Annotated in this window: 18 protein-coding genes and 4 pseudogenes; 13 read left to right on the forward strand and 9 right to left on the reverse strand. The window is 69.8% G+C overall.

The features are described from left to right. The first annotated feature begins 44 nt into the window (after positions 1-44). The 8 genes from AC0KTA_RS40700 (at position 45) to AC0KTA_RS40735 (ending at position 9,415) form a co-directional block, all read left to right on the forward strand. Entirely contained in the window at positions 45-1,076 is a 1,032-nt protein-coding gene (locus AC0KTA_RS40700; RefSeq protein WP_481056992.1) for a conjugal transfer protein, read from the forward strand. Further along, positions 1,073-1,402 carry a hypothetical protein gene (locus AC0KTA_RS40705; protein WP_481056993.1) on the forward strand — a complete coding sequence of 110 codons (330 nt, stop codon included), beginning with the start codon at positions 1,073-1,075 and terminating at the stop codon, positions 1,400-1,402. The genes AC0KTA_RS40700 and AC0KTA_RS40705 overlap by 4 nt, the downstream gene beginning before the upstream one ends. Next, positions 1,399-1,986 carry a hypothetical protein gene (locus tag AC0KTA_RS40710; RefSeq protein ID WP_481056994.1) on the forward strand — a complete coding sequence of 196 codons (588 nt, stop codon included), beginning with the start codon at positions 1,399-1,401 and terminating at the stop codon, positions 1,984-1,986. Before AC0KTA_RS40705 ends, AC0KTA_RS40710 begins: the two co-directional genes overlap by 4 nt. Continuing rightward, positions 1,983-4,625, forward strand: a complete 2,643-nt coding sequence (locus AC0KTA_RS40715; protein WP_481056995.1) for an ATP-binding protein — start codon at positions 1,983-1,985, stop codon at positions 4,623-4,625. Before AC0KTA_RS40710 ends, AC0KTA_RS40715 begins: the two co-directional genes overlap by 4 nt. Continuing rightward, positions 4,622-4,978 carry a hypothetical protein gene (locus tag AC0KTA_RS40720; RefSeq protein ID WP_481056996.1) on the forward strand — a complete coding sequence of 119 codons (357 nt, stop codon included), beginning with the start codon at positions 4,622-4,624 and terminating at the stop codon, positions 4,976-4,978. Before AC0KTA_RS40715 ends, AC0KTA_RS40720 begins: the two co-directional genes overlap by 4 nt. Continuing rightward, entirely contained in the window at positions 4,975-7,467 is a 2,493-nt protein-coding gene (locus AC0KTA_RS40725) for a hypothetical protein (RefSeq protein WP_481056997.1), read from the forward strand. The genes AC0KTA_RS40720 and AC0KTA_RS40725 overlap by 4 nt, the downstream gene beginning before the upstream one ends. Beyond that, positions 7,464-8,570, forward strand: coding sequence for a C40 family peptidase (locus AC0KTA_RS40730; protein ID WP_481056998.1), 1,107 nt, complete (start codon positions 7,464-7,466; stop codon positions 8,568-8,570). Before AC0KTA_RS40725 ends, AC0KTA_RS40730 begins: the two co-directional genes overlap by 4 nt. Before the next feature lie 272 nt (positions 8,571-8,842). Further along, the gene (locus AC0KTA_RS40735) at positions 8,843-9,415 is read left to right on the forward strand and encodes a hypothetical protein (protein ID WP_481056999.1); all 573 of its coding nucleotides are present in this window, start codon (positions 8,843-8,845) and stop codon (positions 9,413-9,415) included. A 17-nt stretch (positions 9,416-9,432) separates the two neighbouring features. On the opposite strand, the gene AC0KTA_RS40740 is transcribed toward AC0KTA_RS40735, so the two are convergent. Continuing rightward, the gene (locus tag AC0KTA_RS40740; RefSeq protein WP_481057000.1) at positions 9,433-9,915 is read right to left on the reverse strand and encodes a hypothetical protein; all 483 of its coding nucleotides are present in this window, start codon (positions 9,913-9,915) and stop codon (positions 9,433-9,435) included. Between the two features lie 77 nt (positions 9,916-9,992). Between AC0KTA_RS40740 and AC0KTA_RS40745 the strand changes: the two genes are divergently transcribed. Further along, positions 9,993-10,715: a glycosyltransferase family 4 protein gene (locus tag AC0KTA_RS40745; RefSeq protein WP_481057202.1), complete on the forward strand. Its 723-nt coding sequence runs from the start codon at positions 9,993-9,995 to the stop codon at positions 10,713-10,715. On the opposite strand, the pseudogene AC0KTA_RS40750 reads toward AC0KTA_RS40745, so the two are convergent. Together AC0KTA_RS40750 and AC0KTA_RS40755 are read right to left on the reverse strand one after the other, a co-directional pair. Further along, a pseudogene (locus AC0KTA_RS40750) lies at positions 10,696-11,181 on the reverse strand (NUDIX domain-containing protein). The gene AC0KTA_RS40745 and the pseudogene AC0KTA_RS40750 sit on opposite strands and share 20 nt — an antisense overlap. A gap of 118 nt (positions 11,182-11,299) precedes the next feature. Next, positions 11,300-12,671 (reverse strand): annotated as a pseudogene (locus AC0KTA_RS40755) (NsdA family TPR-like regulatory protein). An 85-nt stretch (positions 12,672-12,756) separates the two neighbouring features. Here AC0KTA_RS40755 and AC0KTA_RS40760 point away from each other — a divergent pair. The 4 genes from AC0KTA_RS40760 (at position 12,757) to AC0KTA_RS40775 (ending at position 14,237) form a co-directional block, all read left to right on the forward strand. Further along, the gene (locus AC0KTA_RS40760) at positions 12,757-13,140 is read left to right on the forward strand and encodes a hypothetical protein (RefSeq protein ID WP_481057001.1); all 384 of its coding nucleotides are present in this window, start codon (positions 12,757-12,759) and stop codon (positions 13,138-13,140) included. Positions 13,141-13,297: 157 nt separating this feature from the next. Continuing rightward, positions 13,298-13,681 carry a hypothetical protein gene (locus tag AC0KTA_RS40765; protein ID WP_481057002.1) on the forward strand — a complete coding sequence of 128 codons (384 nt, stop codon included), beginning with the start codon at positions 13,298-13,300 and terminating at the stop codon, positions 13,679-13,681. Continuing rightward, a complete protein-coding gene (locus AC0KTA_RS40770; RefSeq protein WP_481057003.1) occupies positions 13,678-14,043 on the forward strand; it encodes a hypothetical protein in 366 nt (121 codons plus the stop codon). The genes AC0KTA_RS40765 and AC0KTA_RS40770 overlap by 4 nt, the downstream gene beginning before the upstream one ends. After that, on the forward strand, positions 14,040-14,237 hold the full coding sequence (locus tag AC0KTA_RS40775; RefSeq protein ID WP_481057004.1) for a hypothetical protein: 198 nt from the start codon (positions 14,040-14,042) through the stop codon (positions 14,235-14,237). Before AC0KTA_RS40770 ends, AC0KTA_RS40775 begins: the two co-directional genes overlap by 4 nt. 237 nt (positions 14,238-14,474) lie before the next feature. On the opposite strand, the gene AC0KTA_RS40780 is transcribed toward AC0KTA_RS40775, so the two are convergent. The 6 genes and pseudogenes from AC0KTA_RS40780 to AC0KTA_RS40805 form a co-directional block, all read right to left on the reverse strand. Further along, positions 14,475-14,846, reverse strand: coding sequence for a fic family toxin-antitoxin system, toxin component (locus AC0KTA_RS40780; RefSeq protein ID WP_481057203.1), 372 nt, complete (start codon positions 14,844-14,846; stop codon positions 14,475-14,477). Between the two features lie 2 nt (positions 14,847-14,848). Continuing rightward, a complete protein-coding gene (locus tag AC0KTA_RS40785) occupies positions 14,849-15,109 on the reverse strand; it encodes a hypothetical protein (RefSeq protein WP_481057005.1) in 261 nt (86 codons plus the stop codon). A gap of 397 nt (positions 15,110-15,506) precedes the next feature. Further along, positions 15,507-16,385 carry an FkbM family methyltransferase gene (locus tag AC0KTA_RS40790; protein WP_481057006.1) on the reverse strand — a complete coding sequence of 293 codons (879 nt, stop codon included), beginning with the start codon at positions 16,383-16,385 and terminating at the stop codon, positions 15,507-15,509. 82 nt (positions 16,386-16,467) lie between these two features. Then, positions 16,468-17,342 (reverse strand): annotated as a pseudogene (locus AC0KTA_RS40795) (IS5 family transposase). A 57-nt stretch (positions 17,343-17,399) separates the two neighbouring features. After that, positions 17,400-17,758 (reverse strand): annotated as a pseudogene (locus tag AC0KTA_RS40800) (transposase); the annotation flags it as partial. 889 nt (positions 17,759-18,647) lie between these two features. Beyond that, complete coding sequence (locus AC0KTA_RS40805) at positions 18,648-18,842, reverse strand: DUF397 domain-containing protein (protein ID WP_481057007.1); 195 nt, start codon at positions 18,840-18,842, stop codon at positions 18,648-18,650. Between the last annotated feature and the right edge of the window lie 11 nt (positions 18,843-18,853).

The raw sequence follows: 18,853 nt of genomic DNA on the forward strand, positions 1-18,853 counted from the left end.
CGAAGGATGAATCTCCCGGTGCGTCGCGCACGCGGTCGTTGCCGGTGCGCCGTTCTGCGCTGGTGCGCACGGCGGTGTGGGTGGCGGTGGCCGCCGGGCCGCTCGCTCTGGTCGCCAGCTGCGCCCGCCCTGATGCGGTGGTGCGCACCCGGCCGGCACCGGTCACGCAGGCCGACACCGCGAAGGAGCCCGTGACCGATCCAGGCGGCTACGCCGAGCTGGTCCTCGACGTGTGGCTGCGTGCAGGTCGCGACGAGGAGAGCGCGGCCGCGCGGCAGCTGCGTGCGATGGCGCCGTCCGTCCAGCCGCCGTCGTGGGGCGAGCACGCTCCGATCACCGAGCGTCTGACCGTGGTGCGCAGCGTGCGGCAGGGCACCGCCGCGTGGTCGGTCACCGTCGCCGCCCGGTTCAAGGCATCGGCTGGCCACGGCGGAGAAGGCGCCGCGGCCGAAGGGGCGGAGGGGCTCCGGTACTTCGCGGTGCCGCTGATCGTGAAGGGCCTGCGCGCCGCCACCGCGCCCGGCGCCGCCCGCGGCTTCGTCGTGCCCGCCGCGCCCATGGAGGTGAGCGCGCCGAGCACGCTCGAGGAGCCCGACTCCGCGTACGGCACCGAGGTGCCCGCCGAATCGCCGCTGGCGGTGACGGCCGGGGAGTTCCTGACCGCCTACCTAGGGGCGGCGGAGGGCGCCGACCGCTACCTCGCCCCCGGCGTTTCGCTGCCCGCCCTGCGCGGCTCCGCGCCGTTCGAGAAAGTCCGGCTCGAGGAAGTCCGGGCGCAGGAGCAGACGGACGGGAAGGTCGGCGCGGACGGCACGACGGCCCGAGTGCTCGCGGAGATCACGGCGAGCGACACCGGCGGCGGTCAGTGGCCGCTGTCGTACGCCCTCAAGCTCAAGGCCCGCGACGGCCGGTGGGAGGTCATCGCCCTGCAGTCGGGTCTGGAAAGCGCCGCTGGCGAGAGCGAGCAGCACAACAAGCACGCCGACTCCGTCTCCACCGCGGACGCCAGGCCCGGCCCGGCATCCGGCGAACGGACCGTCACCGTGAACGCGGTCGCTCAGGAGGTACAGCGATGAACACCACTCTCGCCGTCGTGGAGTTCAAGGACATCGGCGACAACCTGTTCACGCTGGGGACCAGCTGGGCGGAGAAGGCGCTGAAGCTCGGTTTGCTCGGCATCGTCGTGATCACCATCTTCAGGAAGCTCTCCCTGAAGGGAGCGATCGGCAGCCTGATCGGGCTGGCCCTCGCTCTCGGTATCTACAACGGGCGCGACGATGTCTCCACCTCCTTCACGAGCTTTCTCCTGAACGCTTCGGCGCCTGCGCACGCCCCGCTGCACCCCGGCGCAGGACCTGATGTGGCGCCGGCAGCCCCGTTTTCGGACGGTGAGCACGCATGACCGGCGTCACCACGGCGGTACGGATCGGCCGCACCTACACGCGCGCCCGACGTCACCCCTGGGTACTGGGCAAGATCGGTGACTGGACGCTGCCGCTGGGCCCCTACACCCCCGCCCAGCTCACAATCGCCGCCGTCGGCATCTTCGCTCTGATCAAAACCTGGTCCTGGTGGGCGCCGAGCCTGGGGCCGGTGCCGGTGGTGGGACTCGGGTTCGCGGTCTGGCTGGCACGCGCCTCGCGCGTGGGCGGCCGGGCCCCGTTGTGGGTCGCCTACGGCTGGGCCCAGTTCGCCCTGCAGCCCGCGGGCGGCCGGATCAACGGGCGTACTGTGCGCCCGGGCCAGCCGAAGGTCCTGTACGGCAGCTTCCTCATCGAGAGCACGACCGCGGCCGCCGAGCCTGTCGCCGCGCCCCGCACCCGCGCGGCACAGCGTATGGCGGCGGCCGCACCGGCGGGGAAGCCGGCAGCTCGCCGCTGGAGGCGGCGCCGTCCGGCCCGGACCCGTGCCTCGGCGCCGGTCGTCCGGCCGGTGCCCACCCCGTTGCAGCAGTTGCTCCGCGAGCGGCAGGAGGCGCGGCGATGAAGCTTGCGATCCGTCACATCGTGGACAACATCGTGTGGTCCAACACGGGCGCCGTGTGGGGGATCTGGGCCGTGACCCCGCAGGGCTCGCGCTACATGTCCGAGCGCAGCCGCGAGGAGCTGCACCACCGCATCACCTCCCTGGTCCGCTCGCTGCCGGGCGCGGCCCGCCTGTACGGGCTATGCGCCCGCACCGATCCGGGCGAGGTCGTGGCCCGCACCCTCGCCGGCATCAACCACCGCAGGCGCCCGCACTGGGGCGAGATCGCCGAGGCACAGTTGCGCCTGCTGGCGGGGGAGGACCTGGCCCATCCGGTGGAGATGCACCGGCGCACCCTGTGGCTGGTCGTGCCCCTGGAGGTGGGCGGAGCGCGGGCGGAGTTGTCCGCGGCGTTCGCCTCGGCCTGGGGCGAGCTGTCCGGGATGCTCGGGCTGCCCCCGGCCCCGGTGCCCGCCCACGAGGTCGAGGAGTACCAGCAGCGCGCCCGCCAGGTGACGGCCGAGCTCGGCGGCGGCCTGGAACTGGCCCCGGCCCGCCCGGCCGAGATCGTGTGGATGCACCAGCACGCGCTCGCGCGCGGCCTGGACGAGCCGCTCCTGGCGGAGTCGGAACGCTCCTCCCTGCGGGGCAGCCGTCTGGTGAGCGGTGTCCTGCGGGCCCCCTCGCACGCCGACCTGGGCCAGGTGCGGCTGCTGGAAGGCGGCCAGGACGAACCGGCCCCGGGCTCCGGTGCCGTGAAGAAGCCCGCCCACCCGCGCGGCAGGCGCGGCAAGGGGCGCGGCGGACACCAGGTGGGGCGCCGGTGGCTGCAGGTCGAATCCGAGGCAGGCACCTCCTATCAGGCGCTCCTGGCGCTGGCGGAGATGCCGCGACGATTCTCCGCCGCGAGCGGCGACTTCCTCGCACAGATGGACCGCATGCCGTTCGGCGTCGACTGGATGGTCGACCTCAAGTTGGTCCCGACCGAGAAGGTCGTCGAGGAGGTCAGGAAGAAGAAGAGGGACTTGGTCGACCAGGCCGAGCAGTACTCCGCGCAGCACGCCACCGGCCTGCCGGAGGACATCCACGATGCCGCCGAGGACCTCGGCGACCTCGGGGCGCGCGCGTCGCGCACCAGCGTGGAGGTCGAGGTCCAGTCCGTCACCGTCATGACCGTGTGGGCGGACACCCTCGCCGAATGCGACCGCCGGGCCGGGGCTCTGCAGGCCCGTCTGAAGGGCGCCAACTACAGGTTGGTGCGCCCGGTCGGCGGCCAGGAGGAACTGTTCACGCTCACCCTGCCCGCCACCGCGACGCCGCCCGCCACCCGCCAGTACGTGCAGCACCAGCTCGGCGAGGACTGGGCGATGCACGGCGCGCTCACCGGCCACAGCTTCGGTGACCCCACCGGCGCCATGATCGGTTTCAGTCAGGACGTCGGCACCATCACCCCCACCCTCCTGGACATCGCCAACGCGCCCCGCGCGAACGCGAGCGCCTCGTTCGGGATCGCGGGGGACCTGGGCGGCGGCAAGAGCGTCCTGCTCAAGATGATCGCGTCCTCCATCGTCGACCGCGGCGGCCGCGTCATCGCCATCGACCGCACCAAGCGCCGCGAATGGGCCGCCTTCGCACAGGCTGCGGCCGCCGGCCGCAGCCAGATTGTGGACGCGGCGAAGGCCGAGCTGTCCATCGACCCGCTGAGGGTGTTCGCCGACCCCGCGGTCGCCGCGGGCTACGCGCTCAGCTACCTCACCGTCCAGCTCGGCGTGGGGCCGATGACCGAACATGGCGCGCTGCTGAAGACGGCCGTCAAGCAAGCCGCCGCGGCCGCCGTGCCGTGCATGGCCGAGGTCGTCGTCGCCCTGGTGGAGATGGCGGCGGGGGAGGGGCCGCGCGCTCTGCGGGCCGCATCGCTCGTCGAGTGGCTACAGGTCGCCGCCGACGAGCCGCTCGCCGCGTCCATCTTCGACCCCGAACTGCCGCCACTCGACCTCAGCTCGGACGTCTCCTCGGACTTCGTGGTCATCACCACGACCGGACTCACACTGCCGCCCCGGGAGGCAGTGACCACCCCGGAGCTGATGCGCAACCAGCCCTTGGAGGCCCTCATCGGCCGCGCCGTGCTCTACCTGATCGCCGCCATCGCCCGTGAAACCGCCTTCACCGACTCACGGTTCACGCTCATCCCGCTCGATGAGGCGTACTGGCTCACCTCCAGCGCCGAGGGGCAGTCGCTGGTCGACGAGATCGTGTTCGACGGCCGCAAGCACGGCGCAGGGGTGGGCCTGGGCTGCCATGACGTGCGCGAGCTCGGCACCTCCACCGGCCGCGGCCTGCTCGCCTACCGCTTCCTGTCCCGCACCGCCGACCCGGAGCTCGCCGCGCGCGGCCTGGAGTGGCTCGGCCTGCCCGGCGACGACGAGGACCTCCTGACCATGGTCACCACCAACCTGAGCCCGTTCGGCCAGATGGAGAGGGCCGGCGAGTTCCTCGGTCGCGACCCGCGCATGCAGATCGGGCGCTTCAAGGCCCTCGTCCCCGGCGTGGACCGCGTCCTCGAAGCCATTTTCACCACCCCCGAGGACGCGACCGGGACCGGTGAGGACCGGCCGGAGCCCACCTTCATGGACCTGACGGCCGCTGGGAGCCCGCGATGAGCGACACCTTTTCCCCCCGCCCGCTGCGCCGCTGGGCCGCGACGCTGACCGTGCTCCTGGCGGTGGCCGCCGTACTGAGCGCCGTGCTGGCTCTCCCGCGGCTGCTGCTGCCCCACATCGGCGACGCCTTCACCCCCTCTCCCACGAAGCCCGCCGCCACCCAGCAGCCCACCCGCGACAGCAACGCCTGCGACCTGGTCGCTGGCCCGGCGAAGGACTACTGCCGCAGCCGCGGTGACACCGATGCCGCCCGGCCCGCTGGGGACGGGTTCGGCGTCGCGAGCGTGGTCCTGCTGACGCCCGCACTGCTCGGCATCGCCGTCCTGCTGGCCAGCCGCCGGAGCACATCATGACCGCCGCCCGCCGCCGCTGGACGACAGCCGGGACCATCGCCGCCCTGACCGTGCTCCTGCTCGCCGTCAGCAGCACGCCGTCCTTCGCCGCCGACGGAGGCGGCTCCTCGGGGGACCTGCTCGACCCGCTCGACGTCACCACTAGCGAAGGCGCACCGATCTCCCGCTACGAGCTGACGGCCACCGAGGACGGCCCGATCGACACCGTCATGAAGTTCATCCTGTCCGGCACGTTCGCGCTCTCCCGCACCACGGTCGGCTTCGCTTCCTGGCTGGTCGACTGGGGGTACCGGTTCCCGGTCCTGGAGACGATGGCCGGACCGGCGCAGAAGATCAGCGACGCGTACGAGACCAGCGTCCTCGGGCCGCTCGGCATGGCCGGCGCCTTCCTGGCGTGGACGTTCGCCTTCGGCCTCATCCTGATCATGCGGGGGAGGGTCGCGCGGGGCGCGGGCGAGATCCTGCTGACCCTGCTGATCGCCACGTTCGCCGCGAGCACCCTCCTGCGTCCCGCGATGCTGCTGGGGCACGACGGACCGATCCAGCAGACCCAGCGCGCCGCCCTGGAAGCCGCGTCCATCACCGCCAACGGCGGCGAGAAGAAGAAGGGCGCCGATCCGTGCGACCTGCTCACCGGGCCCGCACAGAACGCCTGTCGCCAGACGGCGAGTTCGGACTCCGGCGCAGCGGCCAAGAAGAACAAGCAGGCCTGCGATGCCGTCGCCGGACCTGCCCGCGACACCTGCCTGCGCGGCGAGCGGCCGCTGGCCGCCGCGGATGTGTCCAAGCCCATCACCCGCACGCTCACCGACACCCTCGTCGTACAGCCCTACATGCTGCTGCAGTACGGCCGGACCATCGACAAGAACAGCCCCCTCTACAAGGCCCACAAGAAGCTGATCAAGCCGCCCAAGGGTGAGGGCGAGGATGACCCCTGCGGCAGGATCCACGGCCCGGCCAAGAAGTACTGCCAGAAGGGCGAGTCTGAGCACGGCGCCCAACGCGAGCTGGACAAGTTCGGCAAGGACGGCAAGACAGCCGCCGATTACATGGAGAGCGTCACCTGGGAGCGCCTCCTGGGCGCCCTCCTGATCCTGCTCGTCGCCCTCATCATCACCATCGTCATCATGGCCATGGTCTTGGCCCTGGTCACCGCCCAGTTTGGCTGCGTGATCGCCGCGGCAGGCGCAGGCATCGTGTTCGCCTGGGCCATGCTGCCCGGCCCCAACCGGGCCGCGCTGTGGAAGTGGGTCGGCATCTACGCCTCGGCCTGCCTCGTGCTGTTCGGCGTCGCCGTCTTCATTCCCCTGTGGGGTGTCACGGCGCGCGCCCTGCTGGCCGACAACTCCACCCCGCTGATGGAGCGGCTGCTCATCCTCGTCGGACTCGCTGTCACCGGGCTCGCCGCGCACCGCATCATGCTCCGCAAGGGCACCGGGATCGGGCGCCGCTTCGCCGAGCGGATGCGCTACGCCCGCATCGGCGGCAGCCACACCATGGGCGACAACGCCGCCGCCACCGCCGCCGCGATGGCCTCCCTCGGCTACAGCGGCGGCATTGGCGGCAGTTCACCCGCGCATCAGTCCTTCCTCAGCCGCCACGCCGGACTCTCACTCGGCCTGCGCGCCCTGGGCGATCCCACCGGCATGCCTGGCCACCCCGGCGCCCTCCTCGCCGAGGCCCGCGCCGAAGGCCGCCGAGCCCTGGCCCCACTGGCAGTTGGCGCGCGTGCCGCGCACGCAGCCCTGATCGGCCCGCCCCGCACGGCACAACAGCCCACCCGGCCCGGAGCCAAGCAGCCCGCGCCCAACACCGGGCCCGGCAGTGGAGGTCCGGCGACCCCGACGGTGATCGACGGCCGTACCGGACGCATCATCAGCCGCGGCACCCCACCGCCCGACTTCACGCCCATCGGCACCCGCCTGGAAGCCGGACTCAAGCGCACCCGCGGCGGCCGCGTCCTGGTCGGCACGACCAAGGCCGCCTACTACTCCACCGTCGGTCTGCCCGCGACCTGGACCCGGGTCCGCCGCGCCAAGAGCACCTTGACCGGCGACCTGCACCAGGAACTCGGCCGCCAGCGCGCCCACTACGCCGACGTCGCCACCCAGTGGGCCTTCGACACCTACGACGGGCTGCCCGGCCGCCGCGCCCCGGAACGCCGTCCCGACGAAGGTGTCACCCCCACCCCGCTGTTCAACTCCACGCCCCGCTCTGAGCCGTACGGGGAGCGCGACTACGGGGAGTCCGACTTCGGGGAGCGCGGTTACACCGAGCCGCCGATCGTGAGCGAGCCCCGTACCGATCCGGTCAGCCGGAGCAGCTCCCGTGACCAGTCCGAAGACCTCGCCGCCGCCCTCGCGTGGCTGCACTCAAGGGACGAAGAGCCCCGACGCCGCGAGGGCACCGCGAGCGCGGATGAGTCCGGGGCGGTGCCGCCCCTCAACTTCCGTGCCCGGCCCGATGAGGACGGGGAAGAGGGCCGGTGAAGAAGAGGCTCGGTTGCGCCACCCTGCTCCTGGGCCTGCTCGCGGCCCCGGTCCTGCTCGTCCTGGTCGTCGCGGCCCGCGAGCCTGCCGCACCACCGATGGAGAAGGTCGGCAAGGTCTCCGGCATCCCGAAGCGGATGCTCGCCGCCTACCAGACCGCCGCCAGCCGCCTGCCCGACGAGGCCCCCAAATGCAAGGGCATGCGCTGGCCGATCCTGGCCGGCATCGCCAAGGTCGAGTCCAACCACGCCGGGGGCCGCAAAGTCGCCGGCAACGGCGACATCAGCCCTCGCATCCTCGGTGTCCTCCTCAACGGCTCCGGGGCCGGAGGCAACACGACGACCTTCCGCGACACCGACGGAGGGAAGTGGGACGGGACCTCCGGAAGCGAAAGGGCAGTGGGGCCTTTCCAGTTCCTGCCCTCCACCTGGAATGGGTCGGGCCGCGACGCCAACGGCGACGGCGAGAAGAACCCGCACAACGCCGACGACGCCGCCCTCGGCGCCGCGGTCTACCTGTGCGGCAAGGGCCGCAACCTCGCCGACCGCTCCCAGCTCAAGAACGCGATCTTCCAGTACAACCGCTCCGACGCCTACGTCGCCGACGTCCTGTCCTGGATCGACCGCTACAGCCAGCTCGGCAACGGCACCATCCGCATCGGCCAGAACGTCAAAGGCGACGCCCGCACCGTCATCAACACCGCCCTCAACGAGAAGGGCACCCCCTACTCCTGGGGCGGCGGAAACGCCAACGGCCCGAGCCGCGGCCACTGCTGCTCCCTGAGCGGCAAATCCGGCGCCGGCACCACCGGCTACGACTGCTCCGGCCTGACCACCTACGTCTACGCCCAGGTCGGCATCAGCCTCCCGCGCACCGCCGCCGCCCAGGCCCAGCGCGGCAAACGCATCCCCGCCAGCCGCGGCATCGGCGCCCTCAAGCCCGGCGACCTCGTGTTCTTTGGTTACGGCAGTGACAGCACGATCTACCACGTCGGCATCTACCTCGGCGATGGGCAGATGATCAACGCCGCCCGGCCCGGAACCAAGGTCCGCACCGAGCCCATATGGGACCACGGATACGCGGGGGGAGCCCGCCTACTGTGAGCACCAACTCCCGTTGTAGGGACTCATTTGATTTGTCCTTTTCTCATCAACGTGTCCATCCCGATGTCCAGTTGGACACGTTGATGAGAATCGCCAGGTCAGCCATGTCGTCCCAGCCGACCTGTCCGGCGATCAGTCGAGAACTGGACACCACAGTGAGAAATTCGCCCGGACAGATCGATGAGAAGCCCTCACAAACGCCCAGGTCAGGGCCACCCAGCCGGACAAGAAGGTTGAGAACCTACACCCGTGCACCGAAGAGCCGCTCTGTCGTGTGGCTGCTCCTGGCGGCTGCCGCCTGCGCCCTGACCGGCCTAGTCCTGCTGCTCCCCGCCGACGGCCCGACACCCTCCTCGCACGATGAGGCTGCCCCCATGCGCCCGGCACCCACCGCTGCCGCCGACAGGGCATCGGAGAAGGCCACGCCCGCGCCCGGCCCGGACACCCGCAGCAAGGCCCCGCCGGCGGACGACATGCCTGTCCCGGGAGACGGCCCTGGAGGCGACCACGCCGTCCAGCGGCTGCTGGAGCGCTCCTCACCCGCCGACCTGCCCCGCCGGACCGAGAAGCAACTCGTCGCCCTGGCCTCACGCGTCTGGAACGCCGAGATCACCGGCGCCGAGCGCTCCCACTGGCCCGCCTACTTCGCCGAACAGCCGCTGCGGGCCCCTTACCGGGACGTACGGATCCAGGCCGGGATCGCCCGCTCCGTCGCCAGCACCCCGGACCGGGCCCGCGTCCGTCTGGTCTGGGCAGGGACCGATCCCGCCGGAGACGCCCAGGACGGCCGGTCCGCCGAAGTCCTTCTCGCCCGCCACAACTCCAGATGGGAGCCCGTACGGTGACCGCCGCATCGACTTGCTCAGCCAAAACCGACCGCACGCGGCCGACTGTCCACTTCGTCGTTCCTGACGGCGTGGACGATCCGGCCCGGCCCAGCGGCGGCAATACGTACGACCTTGAGCTCGTCCGCAATTTGCCGCATGCCGGATGGCAGGTGCGGCTGCTTTCGGTGACCGGCGGCTGGCCGAGTCCGGACCGTGTGGCACGCCAGGAGCTGGCACGTGCCTTGGGCGCTTTGCCGGATCGCTCCACGGTGCTCCTGGACGGCCTGGTGGGATGCGGGGTGCCCGAGGTCCTGGAGGCTGAGGCCGACCGACTGCGTTTGGCGATGCTGGTACACCTGCCACTCGCCCTCGAAGAAGGCCTCACCCCTGAGGCGGCCTCCTTGCTCGATGCCGGTGAACACCGCGCCCTCACCTGCACGGTCGCAGCCATCACGACGAGCCAGTCCTCCGCCCGCCACCTGATAACGCATCATGATCTTGCGCCGCGTGCCGTGCACACCGCCGTCCCGGGCGTGAACCTGATGCCGCCCCGCCGGGTACCGACGGAGTCTCCGAACTGCTCTGCGTCGCCTCGATCACCCCGGTCAAGGGCCACCTCGTCCTCATCGACGCCCTGGCCGAGGTCGCCGACCTGCCGTGGCGCTGCCACCTCGTCGGAGGCACCGATCAAGGCCCCGCACACGTCGCCCGCGTCCGCGACGCGATCGACCGGCACCAGCTGACCGACCGGATCGTCATCCACGGCCCACTGACCGGCAACGCGCTCCACGCCCGCTACGCCGCTGCCGACGTACTGCTGCTCGCGTCGTCGTACGAAACCTACGGACTGGTGATCACCGAGGCCTTAGGCCGCAACGTCCCCGTTATCGCCTCCTACGTTGGCGGCGTTCCCGAAGCGATGGGGCATGGCCTCGGTGACACACGCCCCGGCCTCCTCGTCACCCCTGGGAGCCACGCCACGTGGAGAGACGCACTCCACACATGGTTGACCGACGCTCAACTGCGCGAACGCCTCCGCACCGCGGCTCGTCAACGGCGCCACACCCTGCCGTACTGGCATCACATGGCCCAGATCGCAGCTCACGCCCTGCACGGCCGGCCCGCAGTGCCCCTCCCGACGCACCCGACCATTTTCACCATGCCGTATCCGTGGCCAACGGCCAGCGTCCCGAGCGCGGACCCTGCTCCTCAAGTCCCCGTGCATGGCACCAACGTTGTGCGACACAGTGGCTCGACTCGCGCAGCTCAAAGGCTGTCTCCCGCGGAGGATTGGTTCTTCATGTCCGGGCTGAGCTGATTCGCAGATGGTGCAGCATGAGCAGCGCCGCGACCGCGTTGGCTGAGCGCACCTCGCCGTGGGCGATCAGTTCAGGCGCCTTCTCCAGCGGCACCCACTCGCGGAGCGCCGACTCGAAGTCGTCGGCCGGGATTTCACGGACCTGTTCGGCTTGGTCGGACCAGTACATGCGATGGTGCGAGGTGGAGATTCCGGGCATGGGGTCCACGGCAAGGAGGAGGTGCATGGGTCAGGGGCGCCACCCGGTTTCTTCCTCGAACTCGCGTGCCGCGGCGGCCGCGGGGTCCTCACCCTCGCCGGTGCCGCCCGACGGGAGTTCCCAGCCCCAGGCGTCGGTGATGAAGCGGTGTCGCCACAGGAGGAGGGCCTCGTTCGCGTCGTTGACGACGGTGGCCACCGCGACGGGGCGCAAGCGGATGACGGTGTGGTCGAGGTGTCGGCCGTCGGGTAGTTCGACGTCGGCCATGTTCACCTGTGCCCACCGGTTCTCGTACACGGTGCGCTCGCCGAGGTTCCGCCACACAGACACGGAGCTGCCTTTCGTCGGGGTGCCTCGCCATCCCAGCACACGGGACGTGCCCGGGTCACATGGGGATGCTCAGCGCCTCGTCGATGCGCTCGACAGCCTCAGAGGTGGCCTGGGTGTGTGCCCGCGAGAGGCTGCGTCGCAGCTTCAACAGCCGATCACTCAGACGTCGAGACTCGGTGCCTCGCATCGTCTCCACCACCCTGAGCGCGGTGTCAGCGGCCTGCTCGGCATCGCCGGCTCGCAGTTGGCAGTCGGACAGAGTGGCCAGCCGGTGCACTCGCCCGCGATCATGTGTCTGGACGGCGACCGCTTCGGCCGCGTACGTCGTCGCAGGCGCCATGTCGCCGAGGCGCAGCAGGGCATCCCATGTTGGTTTCCAAAAGGCCAGGTTGCACGTAGCTCGTCTCCGCTGGCTCCTCGTCCCGGCGGATCTGCTCGGCGGCGGTCTCGGCGAGGGTCATGGCCCGGTGCGCGGAGTTTTGATCTCCCATGCGCGCGTAGGCCTTGGCCTGCATGGCGTACAGGTCACACGTCAGGGCGTGGGAGATGTGCGCTCCAGCACTCCGAATGCCCGCCTCCGCGAAGCCGACGGCCTGCTCGTACTCGCGCATGTAGAGAGACTGGTTCACCAGGAGCGCTATCACGTACCCGCCGAACGCCCGGTCGCCGGAGGCCTTGGCCATGCGGAGCGCCTGGTGGAAGTAGCGCTGCGCGAGGCCCTGGGTATCAGAGTCGTACGCGCAGATGCCCGCGACCGCGACGAGCCCGCCCACGGCGCGGTGCAGCTCGCGCCCCGTCCGGTCTGTGTAGGCGCCGCGGAGGAGTGGGGCGGTCTCGCGGTTGAGGAAGCCGACGACGCGGCCGCGGGTCGCTATGCCACCGGACTTGCGGTACATCCGCTCGTAGTGGTTGCGGGCGTTGCGCAGCAGGTTGACGTCTGATTCGCCGACGCGGAGCGTGCCTGCCCGGCTCACGTCGGCGTCGTCGGGCGGGTTCTCCCATTCCCACGCGGGCCCGATGGCGGGCAGGCCAGCGATGACGGGCGCCGCGCGTAGGTCGCTGCGGCGCTGGAGGTCGCCGCGCCATAGGGCAGTGGCGCGCTCGACGAAGCCGGCGAGTGGGGTTTGGGCGGGTAGCGCTGTCTGCTGGCTCATGCCGATGTCGTCGAGGGTGAGCCGTCGGCCGATGTGTTCGGAGAGCACGTCGCGGATCAACTCGGGTACGTGGCCGCGTGGGTGTTGGCCCTTGAGCCAGCGGATCACGCTGGCGTGGTTGTACCGGGTGGGGCGCCCGCCCGCGCTCGAGGCTTGGTTGACGCGTGCGGCGAGGCCGACGCGGGACATGCCGGACTCGTGCAGGAGGGCGTCGAGCAAGGTGTTCGGCACACACTTCCGGTCGTTCTGACCTGCGGCGAACGATGGGGCCATGGATGAGAGAGCACCCATCACAAAGTGGCTCACGCGGGCACACCCTGTGCCACGGCAGGCGCGCGCCGAGTGGGATAGCCATGGAGTGGCCCTGCTCGCGCTCGGCCGGTGCTTCGACGCGATCCGTATCCCGCCCGAGCGCATCCACGCCGCGGTCGGCAGCACCGAGCCGGGCGTAGTGGCTGCGGCCCTGGCCGAGTGGCTTCACGGCCCTGTGTTCCGCGACACCCGGTACAGCGGAGGCCCGTACTACGCGCTCGTGCCGCCGGGCGCGGCGCAGTGGGACGGCAAGGAAGATCAGCTCGGCGCAGTCACGTACCTCGGCGTCCCTCGCCCCGAAGGCCCCGCTTCGCTGCTCGCTTCCCGGGTGGTGGCTCCTCCCTTCCCCGGGAGTCTGTGCGACACCGCTCGTTTGCTCGCCCTCCTCGACCCCGCTGATCCCTTGCCCCTTCGGACGAACGAGTCATGAACGCCACCGAGCCCCGGGGTACCACCGGACGCCTGAGTGCCCGACTACGCCCCGTTGCCGGGGAAGCAGGGGCATCTACGCACAGGAGTGACACGCGGTGAAACGGAGCGCGGAAGACCCGGAGCGAGGACGTGCGCCGGCCGACGCGGAGACCGGTGTGGGGACTGTTGACGTCCTCCTTTACCTGAACGTGTACGGCATCGAGGAGACAGCCGACCGCCACGCCTACATCCGCGGCAGCTTCGAGTACGCCGAAGCCCGGGACTGGAACATCCTCGGCGCCCTTGACGACAACGTCCCGCTCGAGGCTCCTCGCGAGGAACGACCGGGATGGCGCAGCATCGTGCAGCTCGTCGAGAACCCCGCGAAGTCCGTGGACCGAATCGTGGTGCACAGCCTCGACGACGTGGTCCAGGGCCCCGTGCAGCAGGACGAGGTGAGGGCCTGGGCCGCCCGCCACGGCTGCTTCATCGCGGCCCTGCTCGACACCGAGTCCGACGCCGCGGTGACGGTCAGCGAGGGCGGGGGCGAGTCGTCGTGAAGGACGAGACCGCCTTCGAGGTGAACGTGGGCGCCACGATCCAGCGGTGCGGCAGGGCTCTGGACCTGGTCGACCCGGACGATTCGACCGAGCTGCAGGCCATGGCCGACGCGCTGTTGGACGCGCTGTTGGTGGATCTCAGCACGCTCTACACGTCCGAGGTGCTGCAGCGCTCCACGCACCCGGATGTTCAGGACCAGATGCAGCGCGCGGGCCGATTCCTCCTCGAGAATTCCAGCCCGCGCCTGACGCAGTCCGCATATGACCACCTGCGTGACCTGGCCTGGCAGGTGCGCTGCCTGGCACATATGCACCGCAGCGAGCAGGACAAGCAGAGCGCCGGGCGGGAGGAGGTGTGGTGAGCGCGGCGGGCCGGCACCGGGCGCCGCGCGGCGACCCCGTGGAACGACTGCTGTACGGGGTCAGCTCGCTCATGGGGTTCGGCGCCGTCGTGCTGCTGTGCGCAGTCGTGGACGACGAAATGCACGACGGCGGCGGGGGATTGCCGTCGGTCAGCGTCCCAGACCGCGTCGTGGAAGCCGTCATGGACCAGTGACTGCTCACGCTCGCCCGGAGCACTGGGAGCGCACACCCGGGTGAACGGCCGGCACATTCTCCGTCACGCCCGGGGCCGCAGCGGCCGGATGAGGGCCGCCACGGCAACGCGCGCTTCCGAGGCGCGCGCCTGCGGCCGGGAACGCCCCGGTGTCCCGACCGCGAGCAGAGGAGGGGAAGCTGGCCGACCGGTGACCCACGCCTTTTACTGCGACGCCGCTGAGAAGATCCGGCAGAGTTAGGGCCGCCAGCTGCGCAGGTGTTCGGCGATGCGTGCGGCAGTGCACTGCGGGTCGTACAACTCCTGGGCCAGGGTGGTGAGTTGATCCCGCGTCGGGTCGGCGGCAATACCGCTGGCGTTGAGGTACATGACAGCGACGGCGCAGGCCACGGTGAGGTTGGAGCGCTCCAGCCACCGGCAGCGGCCGAGGGTGTGCACGAGGGCGGCGGCGCGGGCGTAAGGGCCGCCGTAAACCGGCTGGTCAAGGAGTTCAGCTCGGTGGCGTGCGACGGCGGCGATCGGGACGCCGAGGTCGTCGGGTGCGGGGTCGCGATGGCCGGCGCGCTGGGCGACTTCGAGGATCCAGGAGAGATCGACGTGCAGGGACATGCTCACGCAGCGGCGCCCCGGCCCGGCAGTGCCGGGGCGTGCTGTGCGTCGAGATCGGCCTCCAGGCCGACGAGGAAATCTCCGTGGGTGTCCATGAGGCGCTGGGCGGCGGCCATGCCCGCCGCGCGGACGCCAGTGGTGTCCTCGGCGATGAGACGCTCGACGTACCGGTTGAAGTCCAGGCCGCGCGCGGCAGCGGCGTCCTTGCCAGCGGCCAGTATGTCGGCTTCCAAGCGCACCTGGGTCTGCTTCCTGCTGTTCATACCTTCAAGGTAGCAGGGTGGTAGCAGGTGGGCCAGGGCCTCACAGCAGGCCCCGCCAGTTGTCCGTTCTCAGGGGAGGTGGTCGAGTCCTCCTCGATCTGATCGGGGGACTGCCCGGTTCCTTGGCAGAGTGCAAAGCGGTGCTCATGTCCCCACCTTCTGGAGGTGGGATGCCGTCGGGCGAAGAGGGCTGAGGGCAGATCGACGGACGAACGCGTCGAGCACGTTGACCAGAAGGAGCGGCGTCCGTCAGGTCGTTCGTGGCAGGAAGTCACATATGCGCAGAGCAACTTGTCGACTCCTGTACCCCAATGTGACCCGGTTCGACCCTAGTTGCGATCGATGACTTCTGATGGGAGCTGGGAACATGGCTGGCATATGCGTAACCTCATGGCTCCTAGGGCCTGTATCGGAAGTGGGCTGGAGCCACAGGTTCGTGCGAGAGCAGGAAGTTGGCGTATCTGGCCGGTGGTACGAGGCCCGGCGTTGCGGGCACAGCTCCTGCCGGGCCGAGATGGTGGATGTGGTGGTAGCCCAGGTCCCGGGCGGTCTCGCGGAGCCTGCCGAGGGCGGTCTTGGTGAGGCACTCCGCGATGATCGCTGGATGGTGGGCTTGAAGGGTCTTCTCCATGCCCCGCAGGACCTGTGGTTCCAGCCCCTCGACGTCTATCTTCACCAGGTCGACGGGCAGCCCATCCAGGAGGTCGTCGGCCGTGGTGACGTCGACGTCGACCCAGCTGACGGCGGGCTTGGTCGCCAGGAGCGAGGCGGCGGTGGTGTCGGTGGGGATGCTGAGGCGGGCCCGGCCCGGCTCGTCAGACAGTGCCTTGCCGCTGATGGTGACGCGGTCGTCGAGGGCATTGGCCCTGACGTTGCGCTGCAGCATCGCGGCTGCGGTGGGGTTGGGTTCGACGGCCACGGCCTGGAGCTGAGGGTTGGCCTGGCAGGCCAGGAGTGTGTAGATGCCGGAGAAGGCCCCGATGTCGACGAACCGGCGGGCTTTGCGGGCGAGACTGTGGAGGACCGGGATGGTGGTCTCTTCCCAGTCCTTCATGTTGGTCCAAATCACGCTGCGGGCCAGGATGTCGGCCTCGCTGGAGACGTACTGGAACGGGCGGCCGTCGGGGGCGCGCAGGGTCCAGGTTCCGGCGGGGTGCAAACGCCCCCATACAGCGGGGGGAACCAGCCCTCGGGTGGCGGCGGCGCGTACGGCGCGCTGGCAGCCGGGAAGCTGGAGGAACAGGTCGCGAGTGGTGCGCATCACGGCGGTTGGCATGCCGTGAAACCTAGAGGGACCCCGGCGTCTTGCACGCGTGCACTGCCTGCGTCGCGTCTGTTTCACTCCGGTGCTGCAGCGGTCACAGCCACTCGTTGATGGCCGCGATGAGGACGGTGGCCTCGGAGCGGACCGCGAGTTTGTCGTATCTCGTGGCCACGGCCCTGTGGTGCTTGAGGCGGTTGATGCCGCATTCGACCGCGTGCCGCTCGCGATAGTCGATCTTGTCGAACTTCGGCGGACGACCACCACGCGAGCCACGATGCTTGCGGTTGCGGGCCTGATCGGCCTTGTCCGGGATGGTGCAGCGGATGCCGCGTTTGCGCAGATAGGCACGGTTCTTGCGGGAGGCGTATGCCTTATCGGCGCGAACTCGGTTGGGTCGGATCCGGGGCCGGCCCGAACCTGTGCGGGCGACGCGGATCTTGCTCAGGACCGGTTCGAACTGCGGGGAGTCGCCACGTTGCCCGGCGGTTATCACGATCGCCATGGGCTTCTGGCCTTGCTCGACGGCCAGGTGGAGCTTGGTAGTCAGACCACCGCGCGAGCGGCCAAGGCCATGGTCGTCCGGCTCGGCGTTGACGCCATCGGCCGGTTCGACCTGAAGATCCCCCTTTTCCTCGCCCCGGCGGCGTGCTGGTGGGCCCGGCAGACCGTGGAGTCGACGTTGATGTCCCAGGTGATGAGATCGTCAGCGTCGGCCTGGGCCTGCAGTTGGGCGAGAATCCGCTGCCAGGTGCCGTCCCGTTGCCAGCGGCGGAACAGGTCATACACCCGGGCCTAGGGCCCGTACCGCTCCGGCACGTCCCGCCACGGAGCACCGGTACGGGTGCGAAACCGTATGCCGTCGATCAACTGCCGTCTGGTCCATACAGGCAGACGGCCCGGCTTCTTGCCCCGGGGCAACAACGGCTTCAGGCAGGCCCACTGCGTATCCGTCAGATCTCCACGTGCCACGAAACAAGATCATCCCAATTCAAGATTCACTTTCGCAACACGCCCTAAGACCGTGTCCTACGTGGTGAGGCGGACGAGTCGCTTGTAGCAGCAGATGGCTGCGGCGAGGCCGAGAAAGGCCAGGTAGTTACGGGGATCGCGCTCATAGCGGGGACTGAGCCTGCGGTAGCCCGACAGCCACGAGATCGTCCGCTCGATCACCCACCTACGGCGCCCCAGACGTTCGCTGGACTCGATGCCCTTGCGCGCGATCCGCACTCCAATGCGCTTGCCGCGAAGCCATTTCCGCAGGTCGGCTCGGTCATACGTTTGTCGGCATGCAGGCGCTCGGGCTTGAAGTACCGGCCGCGGTGGGGGTCGTGTCTCGTTTGGTGACCCGCCACCATCGGCTTCAAGCCCTCGCTGTCGTGGACGTCCTGCGTCTCTTCGGTGTGCGGCCCGTTGCCGTCGGGGGAGTCGCCGGTTGTTGTCTTGCTGCCGCCTTCGTGCTTGCCGAAGGACGGGCGGGGGGTCTCGGCGAACCGCAGCTCTCAAGGACGGGTGGGGGAAGGGGCGTCGGTGATCGCGGTCAGGATGTGGCCCATGGGGTTGAGCGGGAACAGGCTATCCGTCCTCTCGAACAGGCCGCGGGACTCTCCGTCGGGGGAGTGCGTGACGAGGCCAAGGTCGGCTGCGACGGTGTCGATCGTCGGTTTCTATCTCCTCGTTCCGTGTCGGTGGCCGTGGGCCCCTTCGGGGTCTGGGAAGGGACGCCGGGCGTTGAGGGTGCAGTGCGTTGCTGAACCGGAGCGGGGGAGTCTGCCTCGTACCCGCTTGTTCCTCTCAACGAGAGCACAGATGGCACGGAGTTGGCGCTTCTCGTGCGAGGTCGCCGACCGCACGGCGGTGACCCGCGTGTGCCAGTTCAGCCCTGTACTACGGGCAATGTGCACGACCGAGCCATTAATGTCCCGGATCTCTCCGGTGAGCTCTTGATAGCGGTCAAATACGATCATGCCGACGTGGAGCCAGTCGGGTTTGGCGCGTTTTCCCACTGTGGCCTCCCGTGTGCCCACTATGGCTTCCGAGGCAAAGAGCATCGCTTGCAGTGCGTCGCCCGCCCAACGCCGAGTGAAGTTGGGAGAGTTGGCCTGCTTGAGGCATAGTCGTGCCATCGCTTCGCGCGGTCGCGCGACGACGCAGTGCGACCGTAGCGCCCCTCACATTAACGGATCAATAGTGCTGCGGTAGCTATTTGACGCCTTGAGGGATGGCATGTGCCAAGCGGCCCCCGTCGAGGGTGACGGGGGCCGCTTGGACGTGATGTCAGATCAGGTGGTCGTACTCGCCTGCTTTCACGCCGGCTATGAAGTCGGCAAGGCGTTCGGGGGTTGTCATGACGATGATGTCTGGATCTTCGCTTTCCCGTATCTGGATCAATTCGGCTTGCGATCGCACCTCTACGCAGTTGTTGCCACCCCCGCCGCAAACGCTAGACTTCTGCCACTCGTTTTCCGGCATTTCCTGACCTT

The sequence above is a fragment of the Streptomyces sp. Y309 genome, assembly GCF_056712025.1.